General features: G+C 68.3%; 13 protein-coding genes. All 13 read left to right on the top strand.

Features of this window, described 5'->3' with window-relative positions; genetic code table 11:
• The first annotated feature begins 5 nt into the window (after positions 1-5).
• The 13 genes from hisC to DSM104443_RS13290 all read left to right on the top strand — a co-directional run bounded on the left by hisC (position 6) and on the right by DSM104443_RS13290 (position 12,258).
• Entirely contained in the window at positions 6-1,106 is a 1,101-nt protein-coding gene (hisC, locus tag DSM104443_RS13350) for a histidinol-phosphate transaminase (protein ID WP_171093009.1), read from the top strand.
• 5 nt (positions 1,107-1,111) lie between these two features.
• Entirely contained in the window at positions 1,112-2,002 is an 891-nt protein-coding gene (locus DSM104443_RS13345) for a prephenate dehydrogenase (RefSeq protein WP_171093007.1), read from the top strand.
• A complete protein-coding gene (gene aroA, locus DSM104443_RS13340; RefSeq protein WP_171096502.1) occupies positions 1,999-3,318 on the top strand; it encodes a 3-phosphoshikimate 1-carboxyvinyltransferase in 1,320 nt (439 codons plus the stop codon). The genes DSM104443_RS13345 and aroA overlap by 4 nt, the downstream gene beginning before the upstream one ends.
• A complete protein-coding gene (cmk, locus tag DSM104443_RS13335) occupies positions 3,315-3,977 on the top strand; it encodes a (d)CMP kinase (protein WP_171093005.1) in 663 nt (220 codons plus the stop codon). The genes aroA and cmk overlap by 4 nt, the downstream gene beginning before the upstream one ends.
• 119 nt (positions 3,978-4,096) lie before the next feature.
• The gene (rpsA, locus tag DSM104443_RS13330; RefSeq protein ID WP_171093003.1) at positions 4,097-5,803 is read left to right on the top strand and encodes a 30S ribosomal protein S1; all 1,707 of its coding nucleotides are present in this window, start codon (positions 4,097-4,099) and stop codon (positions 5,801-5,803) included.
• Between the two features lie 40 nt (positions 5,804-5,843).
• On the top strand, positions 5,844-6,131 hold the full coding sequence (locus DSM104443_RS13325; protein WP_171093001.1) for an integration host factor subunit beta: 288 nt from the start codon (positions 5,844-5,846) through the stop codon (positions 6,129-6,131).
• Between the two features lie 81 nt (positions 6,132-6,212).
• Positions 6,213-6,518, top strand: coding sequence for a LapA family protein (locus DSM104443_RS13320; protein ID WP_171092998.1), 306 nt, complete (start codon positions 6,213-6,215; stop codon positions 6,516-6,518).
• Entirely contained in the window at positions 6,508-7,713 is a 1,206-nt protein-coding gene (gene lapB / locus DSM104443_RS13315; RefSeq protein WP_171092996.1) for a lipopolysaccharide assembly protein LapB, read from the top strand. The genes DSM104443_RS13320 and lapB overlap by 11 nt, the downstream gene beginning before the upstream one ends.
• The gene (gene pyrF, locus DSM104443_RS13310; RefSeq protein WP_171092994.1) at positions 7,703-8,413 is read left to right on the top strand and encodes an orotidine-5'-phosphate decarboxylase; all 711 of its coding nucleotides are present in this window, start codon (positions 7,703-7,705) and stop codon (positions 8,411-8,413) included. The genes lapB and pyrF overlap by 11 nt, the downstream gene beginning before the upstream one ends.
• Positions 8,410-9,729: a UDP-glucose dehydrogenase family protein gene (locus tag DSM104443_RS13305; protein ID WP_171092992.1), complete on the top strand. Its 1,320-nt coding sequence runs from the start codon at positions 8,410-8,412 to the stop codon at positions 9,727-9,729. Before pyrF ends, DSM104443_RS13305 begins: the two co-directional genes overlap by 4 nt.
• Positions 9,726-10,673 (top strand): D-glycero-beta-D-manno-heptose-7-phosphate kinase, encoded by a 948-nt coding sequence (gene rfaE1 / locus DSM104443_RS13300; protein ID WP_171092990.1) that lies wholly within the window; start codon positions 9,726-9,728, stop codon positions 10,671-10,673. Before DSM104443_RS13305 ends, rfaE1 begins: the two co-directional genes overlap by 4 nt.
• Positions 10,670-11,680, top strand: coding sequence for an ADP-glyceromanno-heptose 6-epimerase (rfaD, locus tag DSM104443_RS13295; RefSeq protein WP_171092988.1), 1,011 nt, complete (start codon positions 10,670-10,672; stop codon positions 11,678-11,680). Before rfaE1 ends, rfaD begins: the two co-directional genes overlap by 4 nt.
• A complete protein-coding gene (locus DSM104443_RS13290; RefSeq protein ID WP_171092986.1) occupies positions 11,677-12,258 on the top strand; it encodes a hypothetical protein in 582 nt (193 codons plus the stop codon). Before rfaD ends, DSM104443_RS13290 begins: the two co-directional genes overlap by 4 nt.
• Positions 12,259-12,268 lie beyond the last annotated feature (10 nt).

The following is a 12,268-nucleotide window of genomic DNA, read 5'->3' as shown; positions in this document are numbered from 1 at the left end:
GTCCCGTGAGCCTGAAGGACCTCGCCCCCGCGAACGTGCGGGCCATCGCGCCGTATGTCCCCGGCAAGCCCATCGCCGAGACCGCGCGCGAGCTCGGCCTCGAGGAGTCGGCCATCCTCAAGATGGCCTCCAACGAGAACCCGCTGGGCTCGTCTCCCAAGGCGGTGGCGGCGATCCGTGGCGCGCTCGACGATCTCGCCTACTATCCCGACGGCGCCGGCTACGAGCTGAAGGGCGTGATCTCGCGCGTCTTCGGCGTGAAGCCCGGGAACCTGGTGCTGGGCAACGGCTCGAACGACGTGCTCGAGCTCACGGCGCGCGCCTTCCTCACGCGCGACGATTCGGCGATCTACTCGCGCCACGGCTTCATGGTCTATCCGCTCGCGATACAGGCGATCGGCGCGAAAGCGATCGAGGTCCCCACGCAAGGCTACGAAACGGATCTTGCCGCTGTCCTCGCCGCGATCCGCCCCGATACCAAGATGGTGTTCGTGGCGAACCCCAACAATCCGACCGGCACCTTCACGCCGTGGCAGGAGCTGCGCGACTTCATCTCGCGCGTGCCGCCGAACGTCCTCGTCGTCGTGGATGAAGCGTATGGCGAGTACCTCCCGCCGGAGCTCGCGTCGCCCGCGGTGTCGTGGGTCGAGCAATATCCGAACGTCGTGCTGTCGCGAACGCTCTCGAAGGCCTATGGCCTCGCGGGCCTGCGCGTGGGCTACGGCGTGGCGAATCCCGAGGTCGCGGATGTGATGAACCGAGTGCGGCAGCCCTTCAACGTGAATCACCTGGCGCTCGTCGCCGCGGCGGCTGCCCTCGAGGACCACGACTTCATCGCGAAGAGCCGCGCCAACAATTCCGCCGGGCTCACGCAGCTCGAGGCGGGCTTCAAGCGCCTCGGCCTGGAGTTCATCCCGTCGCGCGCGAACTTCATCACGGTGCGCGTCGGCGATGCGGCCAAGGTCTACCAGCGGCTGCTCGCCAAGGGCGTGATCGTCCGGCCGATCGCCGGCTATGGCATGCCCGACCACCTGCGCGTGACGGTAGGGCTGCCGGAGCACAACGCCCGCTTCCTCGAAGCGCTCGAGCAGGCCCTGAAGGGCTAGCGGCGATGCGTCGCCTGAAAACCCTCGCGGTCGTCGGCGTGGGCCTCATCGGGGGCTCGTTCGCGCAGGCGCTGAAGCGCGCCGACGCGGGCACCACCGTCGTCGGCTTCGACCGCGACCCGCGCGCCCTGGAGCGCGCCATCGCCCTGGGTGTGATCGACACGGCCGCCGAATCCGCTACGGAGGCGGCACGCGGTGCGGATCTCGTCTTCATCGCCGTGCCGGTGCGCCAGATCGGCGCCATCCTTCGCGACGTGGCGTCCTCGCTCGGTCCCGATGCGATCGTCACGGATGCCGGCAGCACGAAGGCCGAAGTCGTCCGCATCGCGCGCGATGCGCTCAAGGACCGCCTGCCGCGCTTCGTCCCCGGCCATCCGATCGCGGGACGCGAATCGAGCGGCGTCGATGCGGCAACACCCGAGCTCTTCCGCGGCGCTCGCATCGTCCTCACGCCGATGCCCGAGACCGCACCCGATGCCCTCGATGTCGCGCGCGATTGCTGGGAAGCCGCCGGCGGGCGCGTGGCGATCACCAGGCCCGAGGAGCACGACCAGATCTTCGCCGCGGTGAGCCACCTGCCGCACCTGCTCGCCTTCGCGCTCGTCTCCGAGATCGCCTCGCGCGGCAACTCGCAGGATCTCTTCGGCTTCGCGGCCGGGGGCTTCCGCGACTTCACGCGCATCGCCGGCAGCTCGCCCGAGATGTGGCGCGACATCGCGCTGCAGAACCGCGAGGCGCTGCTGTTCGAGCTGGACAGCTACGCCGGGCGGCTCGCCGTCTTCCGGGAGCTGATCGAGCGCGGCGACGGCCCGGCCCTCGAGCGCCTGATGCGCGAGGCCAAGGGAGCCCGCGCCGCATGGATCGCGGGCACGCGCCGCAGCGCCTCGAACGAATGACCACGGCAGCCCTCGACCTCCCGCCGGTTCGCCGCGCCGCGGGCACGATCCGGCTTCCGGGCTCGAAGAGCATCTCGAACCGCACGCTGCTGCTCGCCGCGCTCTCGAGCGGCACCACCGAGCTCACGGCGCTGCTCGATTCCGACGACACCCGCGTGATGCGCGATGCGCTTCGCACGCTGGGCGTCGCGGTCGAGGAGCTGGGCGGCGTCGAGCACGTGAAGGTCACCGGCATCGGAGCCGCCCGCGGCTTCCCGGTGAAGCGCGCCGAGATCTTCCTCGGCAATGCGGGCACCGCGTTCCGCCCGCTCACGGCCGCGCTCGCGTTCGCCGACGGCAACTACATCCTCTCCGGCGTCCCGCGCATGCATGAGCGCCCGATCGGCGACCTCGTCGAGGGCCTGCGCCCCGCGGGTGCGCGCATCGAGAGCCGCGGCAATCCCGGCTATCCGCCGCTCGCCATCGCGCCCTTCGAGGGCCGGGGCCCGTATCGGCTGAAAGTCCGCGGCGACGTGTCGAGCCAGTTCCTCTCGGCCCTGCTGATGGCGCTGCCGTGGGCCGGCGGAGGAGCGCGCGTCGAGGTGGACGGCGAGCTGATTTCCAAGCCGTACGTCGACCTCACGTTGGGGCTGATGGAGCGCTTCGGCGTTCGCGTGCGGCGCGAAGGCTGGAGCGTGTTCGACATTCCCGCCGGTGCGGCCTACGTCTCGCCCGGCAAGCTCGCGGTCGAAGGCGATGCGTCCTCCGCTTCGTATTTCCTCGCCGCGGGCACGATCGCCGGCGGCCCGGTGCGCATCGAGGGCGTCGGCCGCACGAGCCTGCAGGGCGACATCGCGTTCGCGGAGGTGCTGGAAGCGATGGGTGCCACGATCACGCGCGGCGACGACTGGATCGAAGCGAGCGGACATGCGCCGCTGAAGCCCTTCGACCTCGACATGAACCGCATCCCCGACGCGGCGATGACCGCGGCCGTGGCCGCGCTCTTCGCAAGCGGGCCGTGCATGCTGCGCAACATCGCGAGCTGGCGCGTGAAGGAGACCGACCGCATCGCCGCGATGGCGACGGAGCTTCGCAAGCTGGGCGCCACGGTGGAGGAGGGACCCGACTGGATCCGCGTCCAGGCGCCGCCGAACTACGCGCGGGGTGCGCCCGCCATCGGCGAGCCTGTCGCCATCGACACCTACGACGACCACCGCATGGCCATGTGCTTCTCGCTCGCCTCGTTCGGCCCGCGCCGCATCCGTATCAACGATCCGGGCTGCGTGGCCAAGACCTTCCCCACCTACTTCCAGGCGTTCGCGAAGGTGGTGTCATGACCGCGCCCGTCATCGCGATCGACGGCCCCTCGGCCTCCGGGAAGGGCACGGTCGCCGAAAGGGTGGCGCGAGCCCTGGGCTTCCACTACCTCGACAGCGGGGCGTTGTATCGGTTGGTGGCCCTCGCGGCGCAGCGCGGCGGCATCGCCCTCGACGACGTGCCCGGCCTCGCCCGAACCGCGGGCGCCATGCAGATCGAGTTCCGGGAGGGCCGGGCCTGGCTTTCCGGAGAGGACGTGAGCGAGGCCCTGAGGGCCGAGGCGGTCGGCGTCGCCGCGTCCCGGGTGGCGGCCGCCCCCGAGGTCCGCGCGTGCCTCCTGGACCGCCAGAGGGGCTTCCGGGCGCCTCCCGGCCTGGTCGCCGACGGCCGCGACATGGGCTCCGTGGTGTTCCCGGACGCGGCCCTGAAGGTGTTTCTCACCGCGGGCGTGGAGATACGTGCCCAGCGGAGACATAAGCAGTTGATGGAAAAGGGAATGTATGCCAAAATGCCGGACGTCGTGGAGGAACTGCGGCAGCGTGATGACCGGGATATGAAACGGACCGTCGCGCCGCTAAAGCATTATCCCGACGCGGTTTTTCTCGATACCACGGCCATTTCGGTCGACGAGGCCGTCGCAAGCGTCCTCGCAGAGTGGAGAAATCGCTCCGGAAAATGAAGTGCAGTTCGCTACGCCGGGCAAAAGCCCAAGGGTGTCAGTGAGTTAGGCGGCAAGCCGCCACTCCCTGGCCAAGATCCACCGGCCATCCGGCCTCAACCAACCGAAAGCACCTCCCAATGCTGTCTCAAGCCACTGCCGCCCCCGCCCCCGAATCTTTCGCCGCTCTCTTCGAGGAGAGCCTTACGCGCCAGGAGATGCGCGTCGGCGAAGTGATCACGGCCGAGGTGGTCAACGTTGACATGAACGTCGTCATCGTCAACGCCGGACTCAAGTCCGAATCCGCAATCTCCACCGAAGAATTCAAGAACGACCGCGGCGAGCTGGAAGTGAAGATCGGGGACTTCGTCTCCGTCGCCATCGAAGCCCTCGAAGACGGCTTCGGCGCCACCAAGCTCTCCCGCGACAAGGCCAAGAAGCTCGCCGCCTGGACCAGCCTCGATGACGCGCTCAACAACGCGACCATCATCAAGGGCGTGGTCTCCGGCAAGGTGAAGGGCGGCCTCACCGTCATGGTGAACGGCATCCGCGCCTTCCTGCCCGGCTCGCTCGTCGACCTCCGTCCCGTCAAGGACACCTCGCACTTCGAGGGCAAGGAGCTCGAGTTCAAGGTCATCAAGCTGGACCGCAAGCGCAACAACGTGGTGGTTTCGCGCCGCGCCGTGATGGAAGAGACGGCCGGTGTCGAGCGCCAGCAGCTGCTGGAGACGCTGAAAGAAGGCGCCATCGTGAAGGGCGTCGTGAAGAACATCACCGACTACGGCGCGTTCGTGGACCTGGGCGGCATCGACGGCCTGCTCCACATCACCGACCTCGCCTGGCGCCGCGTGAAGCACCCGACGGAAGTGCTGGCCGTGGGCGACGAAGTCACCGCCAAGATCCTCAAGTTCGACGCCGAGAAGAACCGCGTCTCGCTGGGCCTCAAGCAGCTGGGCGAAGACCCGTGGATCGGCATCTCCCGCCGCTACCCGCATGGCACGCGTCTCTTCGGCAAGGTCACCAACATCACCGACTACGGCGCGTTCGTCGAGATCGAGTCGGGCATCGAAGGCCTGGTGCACGTCTCCGAGATGGACTGGACCAACAAGAACGTCCACCCCGCCAAGGTCGTTTCGCTGGGCGACGAGATCGAGGTCATGATCCTCGAGATCGACGAAGACCGCCGCCGCATCTCCCTGGGCATGAAGCAGTGCATGCCGAACCCCTGGGAAGAGTTCGCCATGAACCACAAGAAGGGCGACAAGGTCCGCGGCGTCATCAAGTCCATCACCGACTTCGGCGTCTTCATCGGCCTGCCGGGCAACATCGACGGCCTGGTTCACCTCTCCGACCTCTCGTGGCAAGCCACGGGCGAGGAAGCGGTCAAGAACCTCAAGAAGGGCGATGAAGTCGAGACCGTCGTGCTGTCGATCGACGTCGAGCGCGAGCGCATCTCGCTCGGCATCAAGCAGCTCGAGGGCGATCCGTTCGGCAACTACGTGACCACCCACGACAAGGGCAACGTCGTGAAGGGCATCGTGAAGTCGATCGAACCCAAGGGCGCCGTGATCACGCTCGACAGCGACGTGGAGGGTTACCTCCGCGCTTCCGAAGTCGCGCGCGACCGCGTCGAGGACCTCCGCTCGCACCTGCGCGAGGGCGAGGAAATCGAAGCCGTCATCGTCAACATCGATCGCAAGAACCGCTCCATCAACCTGTCCATCAAGCAGAAGGACGCCGCCGAAGAGCAGGCCGCCCTGCAGAAGCACGCCTCGGAATCGAGCGGCAGCGCCGGCACCACGAACCTCGGCGCCCTGCTCAAGGCGAAGCTGACGGGCAAGGAATAAGGGGAGCACGGCCATTACAACAAGGGGAGAAACCCAGGCGATGACCAAGTCACAGCTCATAGAGCTGTTGAGCGCGCGTCATAGCCAGCTGGCACCGAAGGACGCCGAGCTGGCCGTGAAGACGATGCTCGACGCCATGGCGCACACGCTCGCCTCCGGGAACCGCATCGAGATCCGCGGTTTCGGAAGCTTTGGGTTGAACTACCGGCCACCACGAGTCGGACGCAACCCGAAGACCGGCGAGAAGGTCCAGGTTCCGCGCAAGTACGTCCCGCACTTCAAGGCGGGCAAGGAATTGCGCGAGCGAGTGGATTTCCACGAGGGGTAATCGGCCATCATCCCCGGCATGAAACCGGAAGCGGCAGGGTAGAATGCGCCCTGCCGCTTTTTTTTCGCCGGCACCCAAACCATGCAAGTCCTAGTCTGGCTTTTCCGCTTCGCGATCGTCCTCGTGCTGGTCTGGTTCGCGGTCAAGAACGCGCAGCCGGTGACCTTGCACGGCCTGCCGGACCAGACGTGGCAGGCCCCGCTCGTGTTCGTCCTGCTGGTGGTCTTCATCGCCGGCGTGGTGATCGGGCTGCTCGCGTGGCTTCCGACGGTCGTGCGCCAGCGCCGCGAGATGGCGCGGCTGCGCAAGGCCAACGACGTGCTTTCCCTCGGAGCGGCCAACCCGCCCCCGGCGGATCCCCCGCGCGTCGACGTTCATGGAATTTGAGTTCTGGTGGCTCCTCGCCCTGCCGGTCTTCTTCGGCATGGGCTGGGTGGCGGCGAGGGTGGACCTGAAGTCGCTCCTGTCCGAATCGCGCGCGCTGCCCACCTCGTATTTCCGCGGCTTGAACTTCATGCTGAACGACCAGCCCGACAAGGCGATCGAGTCGTTCCTGCAGGTGGCCAAGGAGAATCCCCAGACGGTCGAGCTGCAGTTCGCGCTGGGGAGCCTCTTCCGGCGCCGCGGCGAGGTGGACCGCGCGATCCGCATGCACCAGGACCTCATGAACCGCGAGGACCTCCCGCCGGAAGAACGTCGCAAGGCCTCCTTCGAGCTGGCCGAGGACTACTTCAAGGCCGGCCTCCTGGACCATGCCGAGGAAGTCCTCACGAAGCTGGCCGAGGTCGATCCCACGCCGAGCGTGCATCGCAACCTCCTCGACATCTACATCCAGGAGAAGGATTGGGCGAAGGCCATCGAGGCGGCCAAGAAGCTCGAGGTGAGCGCCAAGCGCAACTACCAGAAGGAGATCGCGAACTACTACTGCGAGCTCGCGATCACCGAGCAGATCCACGGCCGGAAAGAGGGCGCGGATGCCTACCTCGACCGCGCGCTCGAGTCGAACCGCAAATGCGTCCGCGCGAACCTGCTGCGCGGCGAATGGCGCTCGCGCGATGGCGACCATGCCGGCGCCATCGAGGCGTGGAAGAAGGTCGAGGAGCAGGACCCGGCGTACCTGGGCCTCGCCGCCGAAGGCATGGTCGAGAGCTTCAAGGCGCTCGGGAAGCTTACCGAGGGCCTCACGCTGCTGCGCGGCCTGCAGCACCGCTATCCGGGGCTGGACCTCCTGAACGTCGTCTACCAGGCCACGGCCGAGGCGGAGGGCGACGAGGCCGCCTGGCGCCTGGTGCGCGAGGAAGTCCGGCGCAACCCCACGCTGGTCGGGCTGGACCGCCTCATCGACGCGGAGCTGCTGCGCGCCCCGCCCGAGCGCCGCCAGGACCTGCAGCTCATGAAGAACCTGGTGCATTCGCACGCCCAGGCCCTGTCGGTCTATCTCTGCGGCACCTGCGGCTTCAAGGCGCGCCAGTTCTTCTGGCAGTGCCCGGCCTGCGGCGGCTGGGAGACCTTCCCGCCGCGGCGCACCGCCGAGCTGGACACCGCGGGCCGCCACCTCGCAAGGATGCAGATTGGACAATAAGATCGTCGTCGTCCCCCTGGACTTCCCCGATGCCGCGAGCGCGCTCGCGATGGCCGCGCGCCTCGATCCGCGGCTGTGCCGCGTAAAGGTCGGCAAGGAGCTCTTCGTCGCCGCCGGACCCGCGGTGGTCGAGCAGCTCCACCAGCGCGGCTTCGAAGTCTTCCTCGACCTCAAGTTCCACGACATCCCGAACACCGTCGCGGGCGCCTGCAAGTCGGCCGCGCGCCTGGGCGTGTGGATGATGAACGTGCACGCAAGCGGCGGGGAGGCGATGCTGCGAGCCGCGCGCGAAGCCGTGGCCTCGGTCACCAAGCCGCCGCTGCTCATCGGCGTCACCATCCTCACGAGCCTCGACGACGAATCGATCGCGCGCGTCGGCTTCAGCGGCTCGGTGCGCGAGAACGTCGAGCGGCTCGCCCGCCTCACGAAGGAGTGCGGGCTGGATGGCGTGGTCTGCTCCGCACAGGAAGCGCCGTGGGTGCGCGCTGCCGCGGGAACATCGTTCACCCTGGTCACTCCCGGCATCCGCCTCGCCACCGACGCGAAGGGCGACCAGGTCCGCACCGTGACGCCGGCCGAGGCGGTGAAGCTCGGCGCCGACTACCTGGTGATCGGCCGTCCCATCACGCGCGCGACGGATCCCGTCGCCGTGCTCGAGGGCATCCGCCGCGAGCTGGGCCTGTCGCAGGAGGCCGCGTGAAGGTCACCCTGATCGGCACCGGCTACGTGGGCCTCGTCACCGGTGCCTGCCTGGCCGACGTGGGCAACGATGTGCTCTGCTTCGATGTGGACGCGCGCAAGATCGCGATGCTCGAGGGCGGCGAGATCCCCATCTACGAACCGGGCCTGCGCGAGATCGTGCGCGCCAACGCCGCCGCCGGCCGCCTCACGTTCACCACCGATGCGAAGCAGGCCACGCGCCATGGCCGCATCCAGATGATCGCCGTGGGGACGCCGCCCGGCGAGGACGGCTCGGCCGACCTCTCGCACGTGCTCGCGGCCGCGCGCAACATCGCCGAGCACATGGACGCGCCGAAGATCGTCGTCGACAAGTCGACCGTGCCCGTCGGCACGGCGGACAAGGTGCGCGCCGCCATCGCCGAGGGCCTGAAGAAGCGCGGCGCCGACATCGCGTTCAGCGTCGTGTCGAACCCGGAATTCCTGAAGGAGGGCGCGGCCGTCGAGGACTTCATGCGCCCCGACCGCATCGTGGTCGGCGCCGACGATCCCGTGGCCGTCACGGCGCTGCGCGAGCTCTACGGCCCGTTCCAGCGCAGCCACGACCGCCTGCAGGTGATGGACGTGCGCTCCGCCGAGCTCACCAAGTACGCGGCCAACGCCATGCTCGCCACGCGCATCTCGTTCATGAACGAGCTGGCGCTCCTCGCCGAGCGCCTGGGCGCCGACATCGAGCACGTTCGCATCGGCATCGGCTCCGACCCGCGCATCGGCTACCACTTCCTCTATCCGGGCACCGGCTACGGCGGCTCGTGCTTCCCGAAGGACGTCACCGCGCTGCTGCGCACGGCCCAGGAGCACGGCCTCGACCTCAAGGTGGTTGGAGCGGTCGAGGAGGCCAACGAGCGCCAGAAGGGTGTGCTCGTGGACAAGGTGTTGAAGAAATTTGGCAGCGACCTCGCGGGCCGCAAGTTCGCGCTCTGGGGTCTCGCGTTCAAGCCCAACACCGACGACATGCGCGAGGCCCCGAGCCTCGTGATCATCGAGCGCCTGCTGAAGGCCGGCGCCACCGTCACCGCGTTCGACCCGGTGGCGATGGAGGAGGCCGAGAAGACCTACAAGAGCGAGAGTGGAATCACCTTCGCCGGTACCGCGATGCAGGCCACGCAGGGCGCCGACGCGCTGCTGATCGCGACCGAGTGGAAAGCCTTCCGCAGCCCCGACTTCGACGCGCTGAAGGCGAGCCTCAAGTCGCCCGTCATCTTCGACGGCCGCAACCTCTACGAGCCCGCCGTCGTGCGCTCGAAGGGCTTCGAGTACTACCCGATCGGCCGATGAGCGCGCTCAAGCTTCCCGATTTCGCGGGCCGGCGCGTACTCGTCGTCGGCGACGTCATGCTCGACCGCTACTGGTTCGGCGACGTGAATCGCATCTCGCCGGAGGCGCCGGTGCCCGTGGTGCTCGTGAAGCGCACCGAGGAGCGCCCGGGAGGGGCCGCGAACGTGGCCCGCAACATCACCTCGCTGGGCGGCCGCTGCACGCTGCTCTCGGTGGTGGGCGAGGACGACGCGGGCCGCGCGCTCGAAGACCTCCTGCTCCGCGACCGCGTGACGGCCTCGCTTCACCGCGACCGGGAGCTCTCCACCACGGTGAAGCTGCGCGTGGTTGGCCACCAGCAGCAGCTCCTGCGCATCGACTTCGAGCGCGTCCCCAGCCACGAGGTGCTCGCCGCCAAGCTCGACGAGTACGAGAAGCTCGTCGACGAGGCGGATGCGATCGTGCTCTCCGACTACGGCAAGGGCGGCCTCGCGCACGTGCAACGCATGATCCAGCTCGCCAAGCAGCACGGCAAACCCGTGCTCGTGGACCCGAAGGGCTCCGAATACACGCGCTACCGCGGCGCCACGCTGCTGACACCCAACCGGTCCGAGTTCCGCGAGGTGGCGGGACGCTGGAGCGACGAGGCCGACCTCGAAGCCCGCGCGCGGAAGCTCCGCGAGAGTCTCGATCTCGCCGCGCTCATCGTGACGCGCAGCGAAGAGGGTATGTCGCTCTTCACGAAGGACGAGTCGTACCGCGAGCCGACCGTCGCGCGCGAGGTCTACGACGTCTCCGGCGCGGGCGATACCGTGATCGGCGCGCTCTCCCTCATGGTGGCCGCGGGCGCCGACCTCCACGACGCGATGAAGGTCGCGAACCACGCCGCCGGCATCGTCGTGGCCAAGCTCGGCACCGCCACCGCGAGCCGTGCGGAGCTCGAGAAATCCCTGGAGTCCCCATGACCACGCTCATCGTGACCGGCGCGGCCGGGTTCGTCGGCGCGAACCTCGTGCGCGCGCTGAACGACCGCGGCGTGAAGGACATCATCGCCGTCGACAACCTCACGCGCGCCGACAAGGTGCCGAACCTCGTCGACCTCGAGATCGCGGACTACTACGACAAGCAGGACTTCATCGGCCGCATCCGCCACAGCGTGTTCGCCCGGGACATCGGCGCCGTCCTCCACCAGGGCGCCTGCTCCGACACGATGGAGCAGGACGGCAACTACATGATGGAGAACAACTACCGCTATTCGCTCGATCTCCTCGCGTGGTGCCAGGAGCACGGCGTGCCGTTCATCTATGCGTCGTCCGCCTCGGTGTACGGCGGCGGGCGCGTGTTCAAGGAGTCGCGCGAGCACGAGGCGCCGTTGAACGTCTACGGCTACTCGAAGTTCCTGTTCGACCAGGCCGTGCGCCGGCAGCTCGAGGGGCGGAGCGCCCAGATCGCCGGCTTCCGCTACTTCAACGTGTATGGCCCGCGCGAGTCGCACAAGGGCCGCATGGCTTCCGTGGCGTACCACTTCTTCAACCAGTACCTGAAGGAAGGCAAGGTGCGCCTGTTCGAGGGCGGCGGCGAGTACGGCCCCGGCGAGCAGATCCGCGACTTCGTGAGCGTGGAAGACGTCGTGCGTGTGAACCTCTTCTTCCTCGACCATCCCGGGGTCTCGGGCATCTTCAACGTCGGCACGGGCCAGGCGCAGAGCTTCAACGACGTCGCGGTGGCCACGGTGAACGCGGTGCGCAAGGCGCGCGGCGAGGCGCCGCTCACGCTGGACGCACTTCGCAAGGCCGGCACGATCGAGTACATCCCGTTCCCGCCCGCGTTGGTGGGCAAGTACCAGAGCTACACGCAGGCCGACGTTTCGGCGCTGCGCTCGGCGGGCTATGCCGAGCCGTTCCTCTCCGTGGACGAGGGCGTCGGCCGCTACGTCGCGGCGCGCTGGGAACGCGGCGAAGGCCGTCCTTGATCCGCCTTTGGGCGGCGCTGCTCGCCGCGGCGGTCGCGGGATGCGCATCGCCGGGGCCGTCCGCCGAGAGCCGCCTGGTCACGCTGCGCAATCCGGGCTTCGAAGCCGACGGGCCCGCGCACGGGTGCGCGCCGGGATGGCGGTGCAGCTCGCATTCGGATCCGAACGCTTTCCGCCATGAGATCGACGGCACGGTGAGTGCCGAGGGCCAGCGGAGCCTGCGCATCGAGCGCGTTCGCGAGGAGCCCTGGACGCTCGTCATGCAGCACGTCATCGATCCGACGCTCCGAGGCGCGCGCCTGCGCTTCACGCTCGCCGTGCGCACCGAAGGCGCGACCGGCAACGGTGGCGGGCCCTTCGTGCTCGTCCACGGCCCGGGCGGGGCCACGGTCCACCACGACCAGAAACTCACGTCGGGTACCGCCGATTGGAAGCGCGTGTCGGTCGAGTTCGACATCCCGGTGAACGCGGAGTCGTTCGAGGTGGGGGCGATGCTGGAAGGCCCGGGCAAGCTCTGGATCGACGCCGCACGCCTGGAGCACCTCGGGGCTACAGCTCCGGCTAAAAAGCTATTATAATCAGCAAGTT

Origin of the sequence: Usitatibacter rugosus (assembly GCF_013003965.1) — a bacterium.
Lineage (GTDB): Bacteria > Pseudomonadota > Gammaproteobacteria > Burkholderiales > Usitatibacteraceae > Usitatibacter > Usitatibacter rugosus.
The sequence above is the reverse complement of the archived record's forward strand: the minus strand, read 5'-3'. Positions and strand labels throughout refer to the sequence as shown.

What these genes read in the sequence shown, in the direction of transcription:
- DSM104443_RS13320 (WP_171092998.1), top strand. Translation starts at nt 6,213, where the DNA reads ATGCAAGTCCTAGTCTGGCTTTTCCGCTTCGCGATCGTCCTCGTGCTG.
- rfaD (WP_171092988.1), top strand. Translation starts at nt 10,670, where the DNA reads ATGACCACGCTCATCGTGACCGGCGCGGCCGGGTTCGTCGGCGCGAAC.
- cmk (WP_171093005.1), top strand. Translation starts at nt 3,315, where the DNA reads ATGACCGCGCCCGTCATCGCGATCGACGGCCCCTCGGCCTCCGGGAAG.
- DSM104443_RS13345 (WP_171093007.1), top strand. Translation starts at nt 1,112, where the DNA reads ATGCGTCGCCTGAAAACCCTCGCGGTCGTCGGCGTGGGCCTCATCGGG.
- DSM104443_RS13325 (WP_171093001.1), top strand. Translation starts at nt 5,844, where the DNA reads ATGACCAAGTCACAGCTCATAGAGCTGTTGAGCGCGCGTCATAGCCAG.
- aroA (WP_171096502.1), top strand. Translation starts at nt 1,999, where the DNA reads ATGACCACGGCAGCCCTCGACCTCCCGCCGGTTCGCCGCGCCGCGGGC.
- lapB (WP_171092996.1), top strand. Translation starts at nt 6,508, where the DNA reads ATGGAATTTGAGTTCTGGTGGCTCCTCGCCCTGCCGGTCTTCTTCGGC.
- rfaE1 (WP_171092990.1), top strand. Translation starts at nt 9,726, where the DNA reads ATGAGCGCGCTCAAGCTTCCCGATTTCGCGGGCCGGCGCGTACTCGTC.
- rpsA (WP_171093003.1), top strand. Translation starts at nt 4,097, where the DNA reads ATGCTGTCTCAAGCCACTGCCGCCCCCGCCCCCGAATCTTTCGCCGCT.